Origin of the sequence: Bradyrhizobium sp. CCGUVB23 (genome assembly GCF_024199885.1) — a bacterium.
Taxonomy (GTDB): Bacteria; Pseudomonadota; Alphaproteobacteria; order Rhizobiales; family Xanthobacteraceae; genus Bradyrhizobium.
On sequence record NZ_JANADQ010000001.1, the window covers coordinates 5,785,094 to 5,806,073 of the forward strand.

At 65.2% G+C, this 20,980-nt stretch carries 13 protein-coding genes; 5 read left to right on the forward strand and 8 right to left on the reverse strand.

The window, feature by feature from the left end; all coding sequences use genetic code 11:
- The first annotated feature begins 1 nt into the window (after position 1).
- Positions 2-910 carry a LysR family transcriptional regulator gene (locus NLN62_RS26605; RefSeq protein ID WP_027524985.1) on the forward strand — a complete coding sequence of 303 codons (909 nt, stop codon included), beginning with the start codon at positions 2-4 and terminating at the stop codon, positions 908-910.
- A 50-nt stretch (positions 911-960) separates the two neighbouring features.
- On the opposite strand, the gene NLN62_RS26610 is transcribed toward NLN62_RS26605, so the two are convergent.
- Positions 961-4,410, reverse strand: a complete 3,450-nt coding sequence (locus NLN62_RS26610; RefSeq protein ID WP_254110821.1) for an indolepyruvate ferredoxin oxidoreductase family protein — start codon at positions 4,408-4,410, stop codon at positions 961-963.
- Between the two features lie 154 nt (positions 4,411-4,564).
- Between NLN62_RS26610 and NLN62_RS26615 the strand changes: the two genes are divergently transcribed.
- Positions 4,565-5,020, forward strand: coding sequence for an Lrp/AsnC family transcriptional regulator (locus tag NLN62_RS26615; protein ID WP_027524987.1), 456 nt, complete (start codon positions 4,565-4,567; stop codon positions 5,018-5,020).
- Positions 5,021-5,123: 103 nt separating this feature from the next.
- Here the strand turns inward: NLN62_RS26615 and NLN62_RS26620 are convergent, their stop codons facing one another.
- Positions 5,124-6,491 carry an LLM class flavin-dependent oxidoreductase gene (locus NLN62_RS26620; RefSeq protein WP_254110823.1) on the reverse strand — a complete coding sequence of 456 codons (1,368 nt, stop codon included), beginning with the start codon at positions 6,489-6,491 and terminating at the stop codon, positions 5,124-5,126.
- A gap of 21 nt (positions 6,492-6,512) precedes the next feature.
- Entirely contained in the window at positions 6,513-7,559 is a 1,047-nt protein-coding gene (locus NLN62_RS26625; RefSeq protein ID WP_254110825.1) for an Ldh family oxidoreductase, read from the reverse strand.
- A gap of 305 nt (positions 7,560-7,864) precedes the next feature.
- Between NLN62_RS26625 and NLN62_RS26630 the strand changes: the two genes are divergently transcribed.
- The gene (locus NLN62_RS26630; protein ID WP_254110827.1) at positions 7,865-11,968 is read left to right on the forward strand and encodes a GAF domain-containing protein; all 4,104 of its coding nucleotides are present in this window, start codon (positions 7,865-7,867) and stop codon (positions 11,966-11,968) included.
- Here NLN62_RS26630 and NLN62_RS26635 read toward each other — a convergent pair.
- From NLN62_RS26635 to NLN62_RS26650, 4 genes are all read right to left on the reverse strand, one after another.
- A complete protein-coding gene (locus NLN62_RS26635; RefSeq protein WP_027524991.1) occupies positions 11,942-12,283 on the reverse strand; it encodes a hypothetical protein in 342 nt (113 codons plus the stop codon). The two genes, NLN62_RS26630 and NLN62_RS26635, sit on opposite strands and share 27 nt — an antisense overlap.
- Before the next feature lie 273 nt (positions 12,284-12,556).
- On the reverse strand, positions 12,557-13,363 hold the full coding sequence (locus NLN62_RS26640) for a WecB/TagA/CpsF family glycosyltransferase (RefSeq protein WP_027524992.1): 807 nt from the start codon (positions 13,361-13,363) through the stop codon (positions 12,557-12,559).
- Positions 13,356-15,641, reverse strand: a complete 2,286-nt coding sequence (locus tag NLN62_RS26645; RefSeq protein ID WP_254110828.1) for an exopolysaccharide transport family protein — start codon at positions 15,639-15,641, stop codon at positions 13,356-13,358. The genes NLN62_RS26640 and NLN62_RS26645 overlap by 8 nt, the downstream gene beginning before the upstream one ends.
- A 321-nt stretch (positions 15,642-15,962) precedes the next feature.
- Positions 15,963-16,769, reverse strand: a complete 807-nt coding sequence (locus NLN62_RS26650) for a bifunctional 2-polyprenyl-6-hydroxyphenol methylase/3-demethylubiquinol 3-O-methyltransferase UbiG (protein ID WP_254110829.1) — start codon at positions 16,767-16,769, stop codon at positions 15,963-15,965.
- A 423-nt stretch (positions 16,770-17,192) separates the two neighbouring features.
- Here NLN62_RS26650 and NLN62_RS26655 point away from each other — a divergent pair, with 423 nt between their 5' ends.
- Positions 17,193-18,221, forward strand: coding sequence for a glycosyltransferase family 2 protein (locus NLN62_RS26655; RefSeq protein ID WP_254110831.1), 1,029 nt, complete (start codon positions 17,193-17,195; stop codon positions 18,219-18,221).
- Between the two features lie 3 nt (positions 18,222-18,224).
- Here NLN62_RS26655 and NLN62_RS26660 read toward each other — a convergent pair whose 3' ends face one another.
- Positions 18,225-19,214 (reverse strand): glycosyltransferase, encoded by a 990-nt coding sequence (locus tag NLN62_RS26660; protein WP_371933026.1) that lies wholly within the window; start codon positions 19,212-19,214, stop codon positions 18,225-18,227.
- A gap of 244 nt (positions 19,215-19,458) precedes the next feature.
- Between NLN62_RS26660 and NLN62_RS26665 the strand changes: the two genes are divergently transcribed.
- Entirely contained in the window at positions 19,459-20,805 is a 1,347-nt protein-coding gene (locus NLN62_RS26665) for an O-antigen ligase (protein ID WP_027524997.1), read from the forward strand.
- The last annotated feature ends 175 nt before the right edge of the window (positions 20,806-20,980 follow it).

The following is a 20,980-nucleotide window of genomic DNA, read 5'->3' on the forward strand; positions in this document are numbered from 1 at the left end:
CATGGACCGCTTCACCAGTCTCACTGCCTTCGTCCGGGTGGTTGAAAACGGCGGGTTCTCCGCCGCCGCCCGTCGCCTCAACATGTCGACGACCATGGTGAGCAACCACGTCCAGGCGCTGGAGGACCGGCTCGGCGTGCGCCTACTCAACCGGACGACGCGGAAGGTGAGCCTCACCGAAATCGGTCAGGCCTATTACGACCGTTCGACGCAGATCCTCGCCGACCTCGAACAGGCCGATGACATCGCCGGCGCGTTGCAATCGACGCCGCGCGGCACGCTGCGCATCCATATCGCCACCCACATGGTGCCGTTCGTCGCGCCGGTGGTGGCCGAATTCCTGTCGACCTATCCGGAGGTGAAGGTCGACTTGCGCATGGGCGAAGCCAATGTCGATCTGATCGCAGAGGGGTTTGATCTGGCGCTGCGCATGACGTCGCCGCCGGATTCGAGCCTGATCGTTCGGAGCCTTGCGACCTGGCGGCACGTGCTGTGCTGCTCACACGCCTATATCGAGGCGCGCGGGCGCGTGCAGCAACTCGAGGAGCTTGCGGACCATAATTGCGTGCGCCATCTGAACTATCCCTTCGAGGAATGGCGCTTTCTCGATCGCAAGGGAAACCCGGCATCGGTCCGCGTATCCGGCACTCTCGTGACCAACAGCGGTGAAGCCTTGCGCACCGTCGCGCTGCAAGGCGCCGGCATTTGCCTGGCCGCGGGTTTCCTGGTGCACGATGACCTCGAAGCCGGCCGCCTGGTTCGCCTGCTGCCGGAATACCGGCCGATCGAGCTGTCGATGAACGCGGTCTATCCGCATCGCCATCATCTGTCGGCGAAAGTCAGGACCTTCATCGACATGCTCGTGCACCACAGCGCCGAGCAGCAGAAGCTGATCAACCCCTACGCCTGAGAGTCCACGCGCCGATCACTTCGGCGCCGGCAGCTTCGCTGCCGCCGCGGTCAACCGTAGCTCAGCATTTTTTGCGATGGTGAGGCAGGCAGGTTCGCCAGCAGAGTCTCCACCTCGGCCTTGACCTTTACGATCGCGGCATCCTTCACCGGGCCGTAGCCGCGGATATCCATCGGCGCCTTGGCGATGGCGACGATGTCCGACAACGTGTCGGCATCGAGGCGGGCGAGCATCGTCTCGATCAATCCCTCGTACCAGGTGATCAGCTCGCGCTCCGCGCGGCGCTCAGCCGCGTAGCCGAACGGATCGAACGGCGTGCCGCGCAGGCCCTTCAGCCGAGCGAGCACGGAGAGTGGCATCTGGATCCACTGCCCGAAGGCGCGCTTGCGCGGCCGGCCGCGCGCGTCGCGTCGTGCGGAGAGGATAGGCGGCGCGAGATGATAATTGATCCTGAAATCGCCGTCGAACTCGCGCTTCAGCGTGTCGAGAAAGCCGCTCTGCATATGCAGGCGCGCCACCTCGTATTCGTCCTTGTAGGCCATCAGCTTGAACAGGGACCGCGCGACCGCGTCGGTCAGCGCCGCGTTGCCGAATCTGGATTCGGCACCGTGTACCTTCGCGATCATCGCCCGATAGCGCGCCGCATAGGCCGCGTCCTGATAGGCAGTCAGGAATTCGGCACGTCGGTCGATCATTTGATCGAGCGTCTCGGCGACGGGAGTGCCCTCGGGCTTGGGGAGAAGATCCGGATCGGCCGCGGCGATCCGGCCCCAGGCGAAGGCCTGCTTGTTGCGCTCGACCGCGACGCCGTTGAGCTCGATTGCGCGCAGCAGCGCCTGCAGCGAGACCGGCACGAGGCCCTGCTGCCAGGCAAAGCCGAGCATGATGATGTTGGCATAGACGGCATCGCCGAGCAGGCGCTCGGCCAGGGCGTTTGCGTTAATGGTGTCGAGATTGCCGTCGCCGATCACCTGGCGGATCGCGCGCAGGCGGGCGGGCGAGGCGAGATCGGCGTCGCGGAAGCGCACGACGTCGCCGGTCGGCATCTCCGCCGTGTTGATCGCGGCGCGCGTGCCCCGGTGATAAGTGCCGGAGGCTTTTGGCGAGGAGCTGACGACGAGATCGCAGCCGATCAGCGCGTCGGCGGCGCCCTGATCGATGCGGACCTGATGCAGCGCCTCCGGGCTCGCGGCGAGACGGATGTAGCTCAGCACGGGTCCGAATTTCTGTGCAAAGCCGGTGAAATCCAGCACCGAGACGCCGCGGCGTTCGAGATGCGCAGCCATGCCGATCAGCGCGCCGACGGTAATCACGCCGGTGCCGCCGACGCCGGTGACCAGGAGATCATAGGGCCGCTCGAGCGTTGCTGGGGCGGGCAGGGGAAGCGCGGCGGCGTGGCCCACGGCGTCGATGTCGCTCGCCGTTTTCTTGCGGCGCGTGGCGCCTTCGACGGTCACAAAACTGGGGCAGAAGCCGTTGAGGCAGGAAAAATCCTTGTTGCAGGCCGACAGGTTGATCTGGCGCTTGCGACCGAACGGCGTCTCCTTCGGCTCGACGCTCAGGCAGTTGGACTCGACCGAGCAATCGCCGCAGCCCTCGCAGACGAGATCGTTGATATAGGCAAAGCGCTTCGGATCCGTCATCTGCCCGCGCTTGCGCCGGCGGCGCTTCTCGGTGGCGCAGGTCTGCTGATAGATCAGCACGGAGACTCCCAGGACCTCGCGCAACTCGCGCTGCACGGCGTCCATCTCCTCGCGCGGATGGATGGTCACGCCGCTGGGCAGGTCGGTGGAGGAAAATTGCGCGGGATCGTCCGACACCAGCGCGATGCGCGAAACGCCCTCGGCGCGGACGCTGTGCGCGATCGCGTGCACGCTGACGGGGCCGTCGACCGGCTGGCCGCCGGTCATCGCCACCGCGTCATTGAACAGGATCTTGTAGGTGATGTTGGCTCTCGCGGCGATCGCCTGCCGGATCGCCATCGAGCCGGAGTGATAGTAAGTGCCTTCGCCGAGATTCTGGAATACGTGCTTGTGGCCGGTGAACCTTGACGAGGCCGCCCAGTTCACGCCTTCGCCGCCCATCTGGATCAACGACGAGGTCTCGCGGTCCATCCAGCTTGCCATGAAATGGCAGCCGATGCCGGCCAGCGCCTTGGAGCCTTCGGGGACTTTTGTGGACGTGTTGTGCGGGCAGCCTGAACAGAAATAGGGCGTGCGCGTTGCGCCGCTGACGGTGATCACGCGCTGCGCCTCCGGCGACAGCGCGGCAGCGCGTGCACCGAGGTTCAGCCCAGGAAACATCGGGTCGAGCCGCAGCGCCAGAACGCCCGCGAGCGCGCGCGGCGACAATTCGCCGATCCAGGAGATCAGCCGCGCCCCTCGCTCATCGTGCTTGCCGACCATGCGCTCCGGCTTTGCGCCGGGATAGTCGTAAAAATACTCCTTGAACTGGCTCTCGATGATGCCACGCTTTTCCTCGACGACTAGGATCTCGCGCTTGCCTTTCACGAACTCCATCGCGTCATGCAGCGCCAGCGGCCAGACCATGCCGACCTTGTAGATGTCGATGCCGATGCTGCGGCAGGCGGCCTCATCGAGGCCCATCAGCCGCAGTGCCTCCATCAAATCGAGATGCGCCTTGCCGGTGGTGACGATACCGTAGGTCGCGTGCGGGATGTCGTAGATGTGCCGGTCGATCGGGTTGGCCTTTGCAAAGGCGTAGACCGCGTGCTTCTTCGCCTCCAGCCGCTCCTCGATCTGCGGTCCCGGCAGATCCGGCCAGCGATAGTGCAGGCCGCCCGGCGGCGGCGTGAAGTCCGGCGTGCGGAAGTCGCGCGGCGGACGCAACGCGACGGAGGCGCCGGATTCCACGATCTCCGAGATCGCCTTGAAGCCGACCCACATGCCGGAGAAGCGGCTCAGCGCGTAGCCATATTCGCCGAACTCCAGATATTCGCTGACGCTTGCCGGATGCAGCGTCGGCATGAACCAGCTCATGAAGGCGACGTCGGACTGGTGCGGCATCGAGGAGGAGACGCAGCCATGATCATCGCCGGCGACCACCAGCACGCCGCCATGCGGCGAGGAGCCGTAGGCATTGCCGTGCTTGAGCGCGTCGCCGGAGCGATCGACGCCGGGACCCTTGCCGTACCAGAGCCCGAACACACCCTGCACCTCGCGCTCGCTTTGCGTCTCGACCTGCTGCGAGCCGAGCACGGCGGTCGCGGCGAGATCTTCGTTCACCGCGGGCAGAAACTCGATGCGATCTCTCTTCAGGCGATCCTCGATACGCCACAGCTCGAGGTCGACGCCGCCGAGCGGCGAGCCGCGATAGCCGGAGATGAAGCCGGCGGTGCTGAGCCCCGCGGCGCGATCGCGCCGGGCCTGATCGAGCGCGATGCGGACGATCGCCTGCGTGCCAGTGAGGAAGACCTGGCCGTCCTCGCGGTCGTAGCGGTCGGAGAGCTCGTAAGCATCGAGTGATGAAATGGCGTCCATGGTGGACCTCGCGCGGCGTCCCTGCCGGATAGGCGAAGGTTAGTCCCTGATGGCTGGTAGGTCTTACCTATTCATCCTGAATGGGAGCGCTAATTGGTATATTTTTGCGATCTTGGCCCAAGTCTGGTAGAATTATCCGGATTGAGGTGCCTCCATGATCGAAGAGCAGGACTCGCAGATTCTCGCCCATCTCCAGAAGGATGGCCGCGCCACCAACCAGCAGCTGGCCGATCAAGTCGGCATGTCGACCTCGGCGTGCTGGCGCCGGGTGCGCGCGCTGGAGGAGTCCGGAATCATCCAGGGCTATGCGGCGCTGGTCGCGCGCGAGCGGGCGGGGTTTACAATGTCGGCGGTCCTGCATGTCTCACTGGAGCGGCACGATGCCAAATTCGTCGATGAGTTCGTGTCGCGGGTGACGAAGCGTCGCGAGGTGCTGGAGTGCTTTGCGACCACGGGCGATGCCGACTATCACCTGCGCGTCGTGGTGCAGGACATGGCGGCCTACAACAAATTCCTCGACGAGTTCATGTTCCGGATTCCCGGCATCCGCTACGTCCGCAGCAACGTGATCCTGAAGGAGATCAAGACCGGAGTCGCGCTGCCGTTTTGAGTGCGCTGCCGTAGGGTGGGCAAAGGCGCTCTCGCGCCGTGCCCACCATCTCTCCGATTATGAACAGTGGTGGGCACGCTTCGCTTTGCCCAGCCTACGAAATCTATTCCGCGGCCACGCGCGGCTGAGTCTTCCACGCGCCGGCGGCCGGCCGCTTCAGCCCGAGATTGTCCCGCAGCGTCTTGCCGCGATAATCCTTCTGGAACAGCCCGCGCCGCTGCAACTCCGGCACGACGTGGCGGACGAAGTCCGCATAGGAGCCCGGGACGCAAGTCGCGGCGATGACAAAGCCGTCGCAGCCGCGCTCGACGAACATCTCCTCGAACCTGTCGGCGATCTCCTTCGGTCCGCCGACCATTGCATCCTGCACCCCGCCGCGGCCGGAGAAGGTGACGAAGTCGCGCGCGGTCGGATTGCTCTTGCCGGACAGTTTCAGCACGCCGTCGCGAATGCCGAGGATGCCCTGCATGCTCTTCAGCTCGTCGGTCGTGAGCGGCTCGTCGAGACCCTTGGAGGCGAAATCATAGTTGAGGGCTTCCGCGAGCAGCGACAGCGCGTCGATCTGGAGCGGCAGCTCGTTGATCAGCGCCATCTTGTCTTCGGCTTCTGCCCTGGTCGCGCCGCAGACCGGCGTGGTCAGGTTGCAAAGGAACATCGCGTCAGGATCGCGTCCGGCTTGGGCGGCTTCATTCCGCACGGCGGCGCAGCCTTCCTTGGCGCTTGCGAGATTGCGCGCAGCGGTAAAGATCACCTCGCCCCAGCGCCCGGCAAAGCGCTGCCCGCGGCCGGAGGCGCCGGCCTGGATGATCACGGGATGGCCCTGGTCCGAGCGCGGCACGGTGAACGGCCCGCGCGACTTGAAGAACGGCCCCTTGTGATCGAGCCGCTTCACCCTCGCGGGATCGGCAAAGCGGCCGCTCGCCTTGTCCATGATCAGCGCGCCGTCTTCCCAAGTGTCCCAATGGCCGAGCACGACCTCCATGAACTCGTCGGCGCGGTCGTAGCGAGCGTCGTGCTCGGGATGGGAGTCCCTGCCCATGTTGAGCGCCTCGCCGTCATTGAGCGAGGTGACGACGTTCCAGCCCGCGCGCCCGCCCGACATCAGGTCGAGCGTCGCAAAGCGCCGCGCGACGTCGAACGGCTCGTAGTAGGTGGTCGAGCAGGTCGCGCCCAATCCGAGCCTGTCGGTGACCATGCCCATGGTGGTCAGCACGATCAGCGGATCCATCTTCACGCAGCGAATGCCATATTCGACGGTGTGCGCGTGATCGTTGCCGTAGCGGTCCGGCATCGCCAGGCGGTCGTCGAAGAACGCCATATGGAATTTGCCGGCCTCCAGGATCTTCGCGATTTCCTGGTAATAATCGGCCGACATCGAATCGTCGCGCGAGTCCGGATGCCGCCACGAACTCGGCAGATTGGTGCAGTTCTGCGCCTGGAGGAAGCCGACCAGTACCATCTGCCGCGTCATGCTGCTTCTCTCCGTTTTCCGTCAGGCGAGGTCGAGCTCGAGCTTGTAGTCGCGCGCCAGCGCGCACAGCGTCTCCCAGGTCGCGTCCTCGACCGCGATGCCGTCGCGTAGTCGTTCGATTTCGCGCAGATGCTCGACCTCGCCAGGATAGAATACCCCGCGGCTTCCTTCCGACGGCGGAGTCGACTTCAGGTAACGCGCGAACTCGGCGACCTCGCGCTTGAAATCCTTCAGGGGGCGAAACGCGACGACGTTGAACACCGCCATGAAGCATCCGTCATTGTGCCGGCCGGTCGGCTCGACACCGAAGCCGAGACCGGTGAGCAGGCCGCAGAGCACCTCGACCATGGCGGCGAGGCCACTGCCCTTGTAGCCCTCGCTGCCGCCGAGCGGCAGCAGCGCGCCGCCTTTGCGATACTGCGTAGGGTCGGTGGTGTGCCGCCCTTCGGCGTCGATGATCCATCCCGTGGGGATCGCTTCGCCGCGGGCGACCGCGAGCTGGATCTTTCCGGCGGCGACTGCCGAAGTCGCCATGTCCAGATAGAACGGCGCCTCCAGATCGGACGGCACCGCGATTGCGATCGGGTTGGTGCCGAGCCGCGCCTCGCGGCCGCCGAACGGCGCCACATGTTTTGGCGAGCGGCCGGAGTCCGCCGTCGCAATCCCGATCATGCCTTCGCGCATCGCCATCAGCGGATAGGCGGCGAGCCGGCCGACATGGCTCTGCCGGAATACGGTGCAGGCGGCGACGTTGGCGGCTTTCGCCTTCTCGATCGTGAGCGCCATCGCCTTGGCGTTGACGTGGAAGCCGAAACCCCAGTGGCCGTCGATGACGGTCGTGGTCGGCGTCTCCTGCACGATCGTCCATTGGACGCCGGGCACGATGTGGCCGGCCTTGATGCGGTCGATATAGGTCGGGATGGCGATCACGCCGTGGGAATCGTGGCCGGCGAGGTTCGCGTTGACGCAACCGGTCGCGACCGCGTCGGCTTCCTCGTCGGACGCTCCGGCTGCCCGAAGCAGCGCGGCGCTGACGCGCGTGAGGCGGTCGGCCTTGACGATCGGCATGGCGTTCCCTCGATGCCCGCCCTTGGCGGGCGTTGGTTGTTGAGGGCCATGGTCTCAAAGCGCAGGCGCGATATCAATCTCCCGTAAACCAAATCAGGGCTGCAAATCCGTAAAGGAGCCGTGCGCGGATGCCGCTGCTGGTGCGAAAGGCCGCCTCCACCGTAGTTTTGCGAATGGTTTTGCGCCACTCGTTCGCAGCTCGTTCACTTTGATTGCGGGTTTGCGGGAGGCAATAACGACCACTTAGGCGGTCGGCGCCGATAAAGTCCCGGGAAAAATGGCAGGAATGCCCGGGAGTTGAGACCTTGCAGACGACCCTCGCGCGCACGTTTGCTGCGTTGAGTGCCATCAACGAAGCCATCCTGTATGCGAAATCGCCCGAGGAGCTGTACCAGAAGGTCTGCGACGCCGGGTTTTCGAGCGGTGACTTTTTGGCGGTCTCGGTGTTCCTGGTCGAGCCGGATGGCCGGCGGCTGCGCTTTGCGGCCGGCTGCGGCGAGGACGTTGCCCGGCTGCGGTCCATCAACATCACCATCGAGGAAGGCACGCCGGAAGGATCAGGCGTCGGCGGCGAGGCGTTCCGCACGCAGCGGCTGTGCATCAGCAATGATTTCCTGAACGATCCGCGTTCGCTGGCCTGGCGCGATGGCGTCATGAAGGCGGGCGTCGGTGCGGCCGCGGCGCTGCCGCTGATCTGCAATGGGAAGAGCATCGGCGTGCTGTTCGTCACCCGCAGCGAGGCCGGATCGCTCGACGAGCAGATGGTCTCGCTGTTCACGCGCATGTCGTCCAACATCTCCTATGCGCTCGAAAATCTCGAGCGCGAAACGGCACGTGTCAGCGGCGAAAAGGCGATGCGTCGGCTGAACCGCATGTTCAGCGCCATCAGCGCGACCAACGAAGCCATCCTGCGCGCCAAGACCGAGCTCGAGCTGTACCAGCTCGTCTGTGACGCCTCCGTGCACAGTGCCAAGTCGATTGCGACCATCGTCCTGCTCCGTGAGCAGGGTTCGCACTGGTTGAAGCCGGTGGCCGGAACGGGCGAGAATCTCGAACTGGTCACCCAGGCCAGCTACTCGATCGATCCCGACAATCCATTCGGCCGCGGCATTTCCGGTGAAGTGTTCCGGACACAGAGGCCGGTCGTCGAGGACGACCTAGCCAGCCGCACCAAGGGAACGCCGTGGGAGCAGGCCAACATCAATACTGGCGTCGCGGCTTGCGTGGCCGCGCCGCTGATCAAGCGCGGCGACAGCGTCGGGGTGCTGCTGTTCTTCATCAGTCGGTCCTGGGCGAAGGACCAGGAGATCGTCGGCCTGCTGCTGCGCATGGCGGAGAACGTTTCCTTCGCGCTCGAGAATTTCGGTCGTGAGGCGGACAAGGCACGGATCGCCCAGGAGGAGGAGCGGCTGGCACGGATGTACGCCGCGCTCAGCGCCACCAATGAGGCGATTTTGCGCGCGCGATCGCGTGCCGAACTGTTCGATCTGGTCTGCGAAGCCACGGTACAAGGTGCAAAATTCGCCTCGACCACGATCTTTCTGGCCGATCTTGACGCCGAACTGCTCCGTGTCGCGTCGAGCTATGGGCCGCATGCGGAAGATTTGCGCAACTACACTTTCGCCCTCACCGACGCAGTGCCGGAGGGACGAGGGCTGACCGGAACCGCCTTCCGGACCCGCCAGACCTATATTAGCAACGACCTGCTGGCCGACCAGCGCATCAAGCCATGGCACGAAAGCGCGCGTCGCGCCGGCATACATTCTTCAGCGGCCTTGCCGCTGTTCAACGGCAGACGGGTCGAAGGTGTCTTCCTCTTCAATGCCGTGGAGCGCGATACATTCACTCCGGAGTTCGTCGAATTGCTCCAGCGGTTGCAGGCGAACGTCGCCTTTGCGCTGGAGAACTTCGACCGCGCGGAGGAGAAAGCTCGGGCCGACAGGCAGCGCCACAGGCTGGGCGGCATGTTCGAGGCGCTGTGCGCGACCAACGAAGCCATCATGCGCGCCAAGACGCGCGAGGAGCTGTTCGAGGTCGCCTGCCAGGCTGCCGTCCTCGGCGGGATGTTCGCCTCGACCACCATCGCGATCATGGATCCGAAGTGCGAATCCGTCCGCGTCGTCGCGGCGAAGGGACGCAAGCACGAGCGAATGCTCGGTCGCAGCTGCGTCATCTCCGTCGATCATCCCGAAGGCAGCGGCCTGATCGGCACGTCGGTGCGGACCCGGCGGCCCTGCGTGATGAACGACTATCTGAACGATCCGCGCTCCGAGCATTGGCGCACCCAGGCGAACGAGGACGGTACCCGTGCGGCGGCGAGCTTCCCGCTGCTGCGCGCAGGTCGCGAGCCAATCGGCATCCTGCTGTTCCTCGCGCCCGAGGAAGATACCTTCACGCCCGACCTCGTCGAGCTGCTGGAGCGCCTCGCGGAAAACGTCTCCTTCGCGCTCGCCAATTTCGACCGCGCCGAAGAGAAGGCTCGTACCGAGGAGCAGAAGGAGCGCCTGACGCTCATGTTCGCGGCGCTGAGCGCGACCAACGAAGCGATCATGCGGGCGAAGTCCCGGGCCGAATTGTACGAGCTGGTCTGCCAAGCGGCGGTGCTCGGCGGCAAGTTCACCTCGACCACCATCGCGCTCGCCAGTGCCGACAGCGACCAGCTCGAGATTGTGGCGACCGCCGGACCATCCTCCGAGACGACGCGGAACGTCAGGCTGTCCATCGACGCCGCGCGCCCCGAAGGCCGTGGCATGAGCGGAACGGCGTTCCGCACCCGGCAGCCCTGCATCAGCAACGACTATCTGAACGACGACCGGGTCGCCGCTTTCCATGCCATCGTTCGCAACGACCGGGCACGGTCGGGTGCCGCATTCCCGCTGATCGCACACGATCAGGCCGTCGGCGTCATGATCTACATGTCGACCGAGCACGCGGCGTTCACCGGCGAGTTCGTCGAGCTGCTCCAGCGCCTCGCCGACAACGTCTCCTTCGCGATGGAGAATTTCGATCGCGCCGACGAGAAGAACAAGGCCGACGAGCGCATCGAATATCTCGCGTCCCATGACAGCCTGACCAACCTGCCGAACCGCGAGACGTTCAACGGGCTCTTGCGCGCGGCGATCGATACGGCGCTGCGCCACGAACATCGGTTTGCGCTGCTGTTCATCGACCTGGACCGGTTCAAGGTCATCAACGATTCGCTCGGCCATGAGGCGGGCGACCTGCTCCTGCTCGAAGTCGCCGATCGGCTGCGCAGCGCGCTGCGGGCGAGCGACGTGGTAGCTCGGCTGGGCGGTGACGAGTTCGTGGTCATTCTCGACCAGTGCGGCGAGATCGACGACGTCCAGCGCATTGCAACCGGGCTCCTGACGGCCCTCGCGCAGCCGATGGAGCTTGCCGGGCACGAGTGTCACACCACGGCCTCGATCGGCATCGCGATGTATCCGGCCAACGGAGCCGACGCGCAGACGCTGACCAAGAATGCCGACATGGCGATGTACCTCGCCAAGGAAGACGGCAAGAACGGCTATCGCTTCTTCTCCAAGGAGGTGAAGACGCAGTCGATCGAGCGGCTGTCGCTGGAAAGCGCGCTGCGCCGGGCGCTGGAGCGCGAGCAGTTCGCACTGAACTACCAACCCAAGGTGGACATCGAGACCGGCCAGATCACCGGCGTCGAGGCGCTGCTCCGCTGGACGCATCCCGAACTCGGCAGCATATCGCCGGCACAGTTCATTCCGCTCGCCGAGGAGACCGGCCTGATCGTTCCGATCGGCCGTTGGGTGCTGAAGGAGGCCTGCGCGCAGGCCATGGCCTGGCAGCGCCGCGGGCTGCTGCCGCTGTCGATGGCGGTGAACCTGTCACCGCGGCAGTTCGCCGACGAGCATCTGTTGCAGGATGTCGACGAGGCGCTCGCGGCGAGCGGCATGTCGCCCGTGCTGCTCCAGCTCGAAGTCACCGAGAGCATGATGATGCGCAACGTCGGGCGCGCGTTGAAGGTGCTCGACGCGATCCAGAGCCGCGGCATTCGCCTTGCCATCGACGACTTCGGCACCGGCTATTCATCGATGTCGCTGATGAAGCACTTCCCCATCGACACCATCAAGATCGACCGCTCCTTCGTGCGAGATCTGCCGCATGACAGTGAGGACCAGGCGATCGCGCAGGCGATCATCAGTATGGGCAAGGCGCTCGGTATGACGGTGGTCGCCGAGGGCGTCGAGAACGCCGAGCAGGAGGCGTTTCTGCGGACCCATGGCTGCGACGAGATGCAGGGCTACCTGATCGCAAAGCCGCTGCCGGCGCGGCAGATGGCCGAGCTGCTGCGACCTACGGCGCCGCCGCTCCAGCCCGAGCAGGGCGCAGGTGACGAGGCGGAGATCACATCACGGCTGAAACGCGCTGTCGTCTGACGGCAGCGGGTGCAACTCGCGAATGGCGTGATCATCACCCTCGGACTTACTTGGAAAATCCTGGGGCCCCGTCAGCGACGTCTGCTCAACGAACAGCGCGAGGATCGCACGCGCGCCGTCGGCGAAGCTCGCGCTTTCGTGCAAGCCAAGCTCGCAACACAATGTGCCGCTCATCGGCTCATGGTCGTCGACCACCGCCATGGCGGGCCCCCACCACCAGGCCGGCGCCGGCGAGCGCTCGCCCTCGGGCACGGCGTGCCAGCGGGCGAACTCGTCCATCACGCGCTCGAACTCCAGGCGGTGAGCCTGATGCATTGCTTCGGTGCTCCCTGTCCCGCGCCCGAAAACAGGCCGATCAGTTAAGAACTTGGTGACGGCCTTGACGCGGTGAGAAAATCCGCTCGCGCAAATCCTGGCGAGCCATTCAGGCCGACCTCATCGTCGGCCACGCGAAAAAAACAGGCGACTGGGCATTTGCCGGCGCCGACCGCGTTGGAGTGTTCTAGCCGCCAAGGCTGCCGCCTGGCAAGGCGCGGAGTCTACAGATGCCTAACGCGAGTTTAGCAGAAGCCTCGTCGTGCGGCTACGCTAGCGGTTGAACGGCCGATTGCGGCTGAACAAGAGATAGAGCGCGCGAGGATTGGTGGTCAGATAGCGCCAGAACAGGCGCCGCGGCTCGAGCAGGGTGCGCCAGGCCCATTCCAGCCCGATCGTCCGCATCCATTTCGGCGCGCGGCTCCGGCTGCCGGACAGGAAATTGAACAGGCCGCCCGCGGTCTTGATGATCCCGACATTGGTGAGGTGTGGCGTGTACTCCTCGACGAAGGCCTGCTCGAAGGGAACGCCGAGTGCGACCCAGAGATAATCCGGCGCGAGCATGTTGATCTCGTCGACCTTGGCTCGCAGCGCATCGCCACGGAGATAACCGTGACTGTGTCCGACGATCTTGAGGTTCGGATACATCTTCTGAACCTTGGCGACCGCAGCAGCGTTTTCGGCCTCGCTGGCGCCCAGCATGTAGAACGTCCGGCCGGCGGCCTCGGCCTTGCGGGCGACGACATGGAAGAGATCGGTGGTCGCGACGCGCTCGGGCAGCGGGAACCAGGATTGCAGCTTGGAAGCCGCGACCAGCGGCTGGCCGTCGGCATTGATCAGGTCGGCGGAGCGGAACAGGCGCTCGGTTTGCGGCTCGGTCGAGCAGCGCGCCAGCACTTCACCGTTGGCGGAGGTCAGATAGAGCGGGCGGCCGACGCGATGACGCGGGTCGGTCGCCTCGATCATGAAATCGGCGGTCGCTTCCAGGTCGAGTGCGGCCATGCGAAGACCACCGACGGTGATCCGTGGGACCTCGGCCGTTGCGGTGCGTCCGACCTGATTGACGCGGCGCTCAAGCATATTGTTTGTCTCGCTGGCGCGATTGGGTCGCGGGATTGAGCTCGTTGAGGATGACACCGACGAGCTTGCGCTCGGCAGCGCCAAGCGCGGTGAGGATGTCTTCCATGGCTTCGTTGATGTCGAGGTGAGTGGGCAGCACGGCCACCAGCGCGTCGGCTGCATCGAGCAGCTTGCGGTCGGCGGCGTTGAGCGGCATCGCCGGCCCATCGAGAATCACGAGATCGGTGCCGCCTGCGGAACGTGCCTGCACCACAGCCTTGCGGATGGCCTCGGCGGCCTTGCCGGCATCGCCGTCGGCGACGGGCAGCACAGAAATGCCGTTCGCGGTCTTGATCTCGCGCGAGGCCTTGTTGCCGATCGAGAGCCAGCCGAAGCGGCCCGGCTCGCTCTTGCCGGGGCGGCTAATCTTGCTGGAGAGCTGGTGGGCCTGGTGATCGGTGTCGATCATCAGCACGCGCGTGCCGTCGCGAGCGGCAGCGAGCACGAAGTTCAGCGCGGCGACGCTGCGGTCGGCCGTCGCCCCGGCGCCGACGATCGCAATCACCGGCATGGTCTTGCCTGCCGCATGCCGCGTCGCCGTGGCGCGCATATCGCGCATCGCGTTGATGAGCGTCGTCAGCGGAAATCCAGGACGGAGGGTCGGCCAGCCCAGCCGGGTGAGATCGACCGTATTGCCGACGGCGAGGATGGCGCCGAGCGTGCGCATGACGTCGGCTTCCTGGAGGCGTGCGATCAGCGGCTTTTCGACCAGCGTCAGCGGCGGCGCCTGTGGCGCGGAGGCGTCGTCGACCGGTGCCTTGGGAGCCTCCGGGACTACCGTGCGCTCGCGGCGGGTCGGCTCCGGCTCCATTGCGCCGGCGGATAGTTGCCTGACGGCGACGAACCAGCCGGCGGCGGCGAGCGAGCCGAACAGGAAGCCGATCATGGCGAACAGGCTCATCGCCGGCGGGAACGAGCGCCGCTGCGGCACAGTGGCCTCGCCGATCACGCGGGCCGCCGATGTGTTCAGGCTTTCCTGCTCCTCCGTCTCGCGCGAGCGCTTCAGGAATGATTGATAGACATCGCGGCTGGCTTCCGCCTCGCGCTCGAGCTCGCGCAGACGCACCGCGGCCTGGCTGAGCTGCACGCTCTGCCGTTTCTGCGTCTCCAGCGCCCGGTTCAGCGACGCCTCGTAGTCGCGTGCGCGCGTCAGGTCGTTCTTGGCAGCCTGCGCGAAGCGGTCGATCTCCTCGTTGATGGTGCGCTTGAGATCCTCGACCTGCTTCTCGGTCTGGCGCAGCGCCGGATGCCGCGGCCCGAGCTCGGCGGCCTGCTCCGCGTATTTCTTGCGCGCATCGGCATATTGAGCGCGCAAATTCGCGATGGTCGGCGATTGCAGGGCTTCCGGAATGGCACCGGCATCGGTCGCGGTGCGCCGGCTCGCCTCGATCTGGTCGTAGCGCGCCTGCGCGTCCAGTGTCGCCGCGCGCGCCGCGGCAAGCCGCTGGTTGCTGGCGGAAAGCTGCTGGTCGCTGATGAGCGTGTCCTGGGTGCCGACGAAATTGTTCTGCGCCTTGTAGGTCGCCAGCGCCGTCTCGGCCGTACGCAGCCGCTCGCGCAGCTCCTTCAGCCGGCCGGACAGGTCGTTGGTGGCGCGCCGCGCCGCCAAAGCCTGCGAGTTGCGCGACTCCGCGAGATAGACGTTGGTCAGCGTGTTGGCGAGCATCGCCGCCTTCGCCGGATCGGTCGACCAGACCTCGACGTCGACGATGAAGCTCTTCTCGGTCTTGCGGATCGTGATGCGCCGATTCAGCGCCTCCAGGGCGCCAAGCTGAACTTCCTTCTTGTCGTCCGCGGAGGGAGCGCGGCCCTGGAGACCGATCAGGCCAAGCAGCGACGACATCAGGCTCCCGCCGTCGCCGCCACCGAACTCGGGGTCCTTCTCGAGATTGGCCTGCTGGATGACCTGGAGGAGGACGCTGTTGGAGGTGATCAGGCGCGCCTGGCTCTCCACCACCATGGACATGCCGGAAACGTCCTGCGCGCGCGGCGTCAGCTCGCGGTCGACGAGTTGCAGCTCGCGCGGATCGACATAGAGCTGGGCGGTTGCGGTGTAGCGCGGCGTCAGGCTCTTGCCGACGGCGACCGCGAGGCTCGCGCCGATCAGACCGGCGGCTGCGATTGCAGCCTTGCGCCGCCAGAGCAGATGGACGAGCTCGAGCACGTTGAAGCCGGCCGATGGCGCGGGTTGCCCGACCGCTCGCTTCGATCGCTCTATCGGCTGGTCATAGTCAAGCATGATCCCCAGCTTTCACTCCAACTGCCGCAGGCTGAGGGGCTACTCTTCGGGTTACGCGCTGCGCCCCGGATATAGGCGCTGAACAAACGCAGCAGGGAAAATTAACCATACTCATTGAGGGACTATTCACCGAAATGGCAAACAAAGCGTTTAAGCGCATGTCAGCGCGCGGCGCGTCGTTGTGACGCTTCAACCGCCGCAGTCCCCCGGAGATTAACGGTTCGTTACCGCGCACGCGGTGGAGCGTGCACGTGTCCGACGGCGCGGCGTCGCGGGCAGGGCCCGCGTGTCGGATATCGTAGCGCGCCGTCGTCATGGTCGTCAGCGTTTTCGCAGGATGACGTGATAGTCGCCGCGTCGCACGTCGGTGCCGCGCGGCAGCATGAAATTCAGCGCCGCTACGCCGGCATCGACGAGAGCGGCGAACAGCGGCTTGCGCTTGCGCATCTCGGGATAGCGCGGGCTTTCGACCTCGCGGCGGTAGATCGTCTCGAGCCCGTGCGCATCCGCAAATGCTTCGAGATTGGGAAGCGTCACCAGCGGGTGGAAGAAGGTCGGGAACGGCGCTTCGCCCGGCTCGCCTGCATTCTTGATGCCGCGGACATGGCGGTAGAACCAGACGTGGAACCAGTGCGGCGAATATTTGGTGACGACGCCGGACAGCGAGCGCGGATTGGGCGCGCCGATCAGGATCATCCCGCCGCGCCTCAACGCCTCGCAGAAATTCTTCAGCGCGGCCTCGACGTCGGGCAGATGCTCGATCACGTTGTAGCAGATGACGAGATCGACACTCTCCGGCTTGAAGCGGTAGGTCTGGACGTCGCCGAGGATCGCTTCCTGGGCATAGTCGTTGTTGCGGATCTGGTCCTCGTCGATATCGACGACGGTGACGTGGCCGCGGTTGAGGATCTCCAGCGGCAGGAAGCTGCTGGAGCCGCCGCCGGCCTCGTAGATCGCGAGCTGACGTGGCGGCAGCTCGCGGCGCAGGACGTCGTGAACGGCGAGCAGGCTGTCGCGCGCCTCGCCCGAGACGAGGTCGAGCAGTGCCTTTGTGTGTGCCGGCGGAGTTCTGGCGCTCGCATCAATGCGGGTCGTAGTCGCGAAATCGATCGTGGCTTGTTTATTCATGTTCTTCAATCGCGCGGGTTCGTTTCAAATTACAGGGAATCTCTCGCACGCTCGAAGAGCAAATTCGATGCCGCCGGAGCGCGATTGGTTGCGGTGCTTACGGTTGAGTTAATGCGAGGGTCCGTTAACTACGGCATCGTCCGCATCGTACCGCGGCTGCGCGCTGGTTCGAAAATTGCAGAAGCACCTCGATGCAAATTCGCAAGGAAAAACCGTGAAAGCGGCGATGTGGATGACGATGAGCTTGCAGGCGAGGCTGGATCCCTCGGTTTACGCACTTGCACCGCGCGCAACGGCGTCATTCGGCATGAGGCAACGTTCCGCGGGACAGCGCCATATTGGGACATCTGTGTTTCGCAGCAAGCTTGCTGTGCCGTCCTGGAGCAGGGGTTTTTCAACACATCTCGGCCATTCAACGATATCATGACCCTGATCCCGACCGAGCTGTCCACGAGCCGCATCACCGACGCCGTGCGCGACCCCAACCGGGAGATTGCCGCGAGTTCGCGCGTTCTCGACCTGTCGGTCGGCACCGTCGTCTGCATTCCCTGCTTTCGCCGGCCGCAGCATTTGCGGCTGACGCTGGAATCGCTGGCGGGCCAGCGCACGCCGCGCTCCTTCGCCGTGGTCATGGTGGAGAACGACGCCACGCGGCGCGAGAGTGCGCCGGTCGCCGCCGAGTACCTGGATGCCGGGAAACTCCAGGGCATCTGCCTGGTCGAGAAGCGGCAGGGCAATTGTCAGGCAATCAACGCAGCCTTCGAGACCGCGCAGGTGTTGTTTCCGCTAGCCACCCGCTTCCTGATGATCGACGACGACGAGATCGCCTCGCCCGACTGGCTCGAGCTGATGGTTCGTACTGCGGAAGCGACCGGCGCGGACGTGGTCGGCGGTCCGGTGCTGCCGCTCTTCGACGACGACAGCAAGCCGTGGCTCGCGCGCCATCCCGCTTTCTGTCCGGCCTATGATTACAGCGGCGCGGTGCCGCTGATCTATGGCTGCGGCAATTGCCTGATCACGCGTTCGGTGTTCGACCGGCTCGGCACTCCGGCCTTCGACCTCCGATTCAATTTCCTCGGCGGCGGCGACTGCGATTTCTTCGTGCGGTGCCGGAACGCCGGCATGACATTCCACTGGACCGCGGAAGCCGTAATCACCGAGACCGTGCCGCATGGCCGGACCAGCCTCGTCTGGATCGCAAAGCGTGGCCTGCGCATCGGCGCGATCAACTATCGGGTGCAGTTCAAGGCGGCAAAGACTGCGGCGGCGCGAACGCGTGTCTTTACGGCGATGCTGGGAAGACTGCCGCTGTCGCTGGTCCGCGCGGCGCGCTTGTCGTTCACGACCAAAGCCGTCGTCGCGATGCATCCCGTGATGGTCGCGTTCGGCAGCGCGCTCGCAGCCTTCGGCATCGAACAGCGGCCGTATGAGGCCTCGAAGATCGTCTCCTGAAGCCTAGATACCGAAGCGGGCGAGAACGAGCTTCGCGAGCGATCGCGGCAGCGCGGTGAGCGACCGCTGCCCGACCATGCGCATATAGCTCAGGGCATCGCCATAGCGTCCGAAGCGGACGGCCTGGGTCGCCGCATAGGTGATAAGATGGATCTCGGCCGCCTGCCGCAGGCCCGGCCGGCTCTCCGGCGCGAGCTTGCCGAGGATCAACTCGTCGGCAAAGATGCGCTCTACTGCCGGAAAGAAGTCGCGCGGCGAGCGCGCGGCAGCGTTCATGGTGTTGGCAGTGTGGAGGCGATAGTCGAGCAGCAGCGCAGGCACGAACTGGAAGTCGCCGATCGCGGCCAGACGGCACCAGCAATGCCAGTCCTCGCAAAACTTGAGCCGCTCGTCGAACCCGCCCGACGTCCGGAACGCGTCAGCGCGCACCAGCATGATGCCGCCATTGACGATGAAGTTGCCGCGCGCGAGCCGCGCGAGCACATCGCCTGACGGCTTCTTGCGTCCTTGCAGGAGGTCGCGCCGGCCGATCGGCCGTCCATCACTGTCGATCAGATCGTAGTCGCCATAGACGAGGACGGCGGCGGGCGCGGCCTTCGCGGCCGCGACCAGCGTGGCTACTGCGCCGGAGCGTAGACGATCGTCGGCGTCGAGGAACAGCAGCCAATCTCCGTGTGCGGTGCGTGCGCCGAGATTTCGCGCCGCCGAGACGCCCGTGAGCTCGTTCGCGACCAGGTGCAGCCGGCTGTCGCGGATGGATCTGACGATCGCTACGGTGTCGTCGCTCGAGCCGTCGTCGATGACAATGACTTCGCCGACATCCGCGCTTTGCGCGAGCGCGCTGTCGATCGTCTCGCGGATATAGGCGGCGGCGTTCTTGGCGGGAATGACGATGGAGACGAAGCTGGCCGAACGTGCAGTGCGATTGGCGCGCTCCTCGGCGGGCGACGGCTCGCCCAGCGGAGGGTCAAGGATGGCGCCGGTGGTGGTCAATTTGACGCCTCGTCGTCTGGAGCTGCGTTTTTAATGGTTCGTTAACCAGGCCGCATATGGGCCCCGGCGCCGCACGATGGCGGCTTGGGTCGCCACTGATGATAGCCAGATAAGGGTCAAAGCTTTGCAGCAAAGGGCGCTCAAAGCCGGCTTTTGCATATTAGCGTTAAACCCCCGACCCGAGGCGTGTCCGGCAAGCCGGCTGGTTGACGAAAGGTTAGCACGGGTCAGTTAAGGGTGACCGATGGATCGCAGTGCGGCTGACATGACTGGCGTTGGGGCCCGGCCGCTCGGTCAGGGCCTGCGCGCATTCGTCGCCGGGCTCAACGTCCTCGAGGCCGCGCGCTGCGTCCTTGCCGTTGCGGCGCTGCTGCTGGTGCTGGTGACGCTGGAACCGTTCCCGGATTTGCGCAATGCCGACCTCGCCACCGCCGCCTCGGGCCGGATGGCGCTGTCCTATATCGCCTTTGCGGGGCTCGCCGCCGCTGCCGTGCTCTTGACGTTCGCGCAAGACGCGCCGTCGCTTAAGACCCTCGTGACGCCGCTGCATCTCTGTTTCGTCGGCTGGATGCTGATCAATATCGTCTTCTCGGAGAACCGCGGCGTGTCCGCGCAGCGTTTCGTGCTGACGGCGAGCGTGTCCGCGCTCGCCATCCTGCTGCCGCTGCTGCCGCCGACGCAGAAGAGCTTCAACCGGTGCCTCGGGCTCGCCGCCCTCGTGCTGCTCGCTTTGTGCTATCTCGGCGTCATGCTGGCGCCGCAGCTCTCGATCCACACCGCGGCCGATATCACCGAGCCGCAGCTTGCCGGCGACTGGCGCGGCACTTTCGGCCACAAGAACGTCGCCTCGCCGGTGATGAGCTGCCTCGTCTATCTCGGCATCTATCTCACCGCCGTCGGCTCCTTGGTGATGGGACCCGTCATCGCAGCGCTTGCCGGCATCTTCCTGATCTTCACCGGCGGTAAGACCTCGTCGGTGCTGTGTCTCGTGATCTACGTGCTGGCCTCGGTCGTTTACCTTACCCGCAGCCTCTGGCTGAAGCGGCTGATCTGCCTCGCGCCGCTGATCGTGATGAACCTGCTCACCGTCGGCAGCGTCGCAAGCCCTACACTGGCGTCGATCACCCGGGCCCTCCCGGTCGATCCCACCTTCACCGGCCGCAGCGACATCTGGGAGTTTGCGCTCACCGCGGTGGCCGAGAAGCCGATCCTCGGCCATGGCTACGCGGCGTTCTGGGACGACGTCACCGAGCGGCAGACCGCAAAAGGCGCCGAATGGGCGGTGTCTGCGGCGCATAGCCACAACAGCTATCTCGATCTCGCCGTCACCATCGGCCTGCCCGGCCTTTTGCTCGTGATCCTGATTTTCGTCTTCACCCCGCTCAACAATTTCCAGGCGGCGCAGCGCGGCAGTCGCAGCGGCGCGCTGGCAAAGCTCTTCCTGACGATCTGGCTGTTCGGCCTGTATTACGGGACGACCGAGACGTTCCTGCTCGACCGGCAGAATCCAACCTGGTTCATGTTCGTGCTCGCGGCCGCCGGCCTGCACTTTCTTGCCAGGTTCCAATGCGTGGACAAGGCGGAGTCCTGAGCCGCCGACGGCTTGTCGCAGGGCGACGAGGCTCCGTACGTCTCAGATCGGGACACGAGCCGTTCTGCGTGGGAGCGCGACGGTATCAGCTTAACGATAAGCAGCGACGTAACTTGTGGTTGGCGACAAAACGCTATTCATCTGGAAACGTTCAGCAACTGTGTGCCCAGGGCGG

Coding starts and splice junctions, on each gene's coding strand:
- NLN62_RS26605 (WP_027524985.1), top strand. CDS start 2: ATGGACCGCTTCACCAGTCTCACTGCCTTCGTCCGGGTGGTTGAAAAC.
- NLN62_RS26610 (WP_254110821.1), bottom strand. CDS start 4,410: ATGGACGCCATTTCATCACTCGATGCTTACGAGCTCTCCGACCGCTAC.
- NLN62_RS26615 (WP_027524987.1), top strand. CDS start 4,565: ATGATCGAAGAGCAGGACTCGCAGATTCTCGCCCATCTCCAGAAGGAT.
- NLN62_RS26620 (WP_254110823.1), bottom strand. CDS start 6,491: ATGACGCGGCAGATGGTACTGGTCGGCTTCCTCCAGGCGCAGAACTGC.
- NLN62_RS26625 (WP_254110825.1), bottom strand. CDS start 7,559: ATGCCGATCGTCAAGGCCGACCGCCTCACGCGCGTCAGCGCCGCGCTG.
- NLN62_RS26635 (WP_027524991.1), bottom strand. CDS start 12,283: ATGCATCAGGCTCACCGCCTGGAGTTCGAGCGCGTGATGGACGAGTTC.
- NLN62_RS26640 (WP_027524992.1), bottom strand. CDS start 13,363: ATGCTTGAGCGCCGCGTCAATCAGGTCGGACGCACCGCAACGGCCGAG.
- NLN62_RS26645 (WP_254110828.1), bottom strand. CDS start 15,641: ATGCTTGACTATGACCAGCCGATAGAGCGATCGAAGCGAGCGGTCGGG.
- NLN62_RS26650 (WP_254110829.1), bottom strand. CDS start 16,769: ATGAATAAACAAGCCACGATCGATTTCGCGACTACGACCCGCATTGAT.
- NLN62_RS26655 (WP_254110831.1), top strand. CDS start 17,193: ATGACCCTGATCCCGACCGAGCTGTCCACGAGCCGCATCACCGACGCC.
- NLN62_RS26665 (WP_027524997.1), top strand. CDS start 19,459: ATGGATCGCAGTGCGGCTGACATGACTGGCGTTGGGGCCCGGCCGCTC.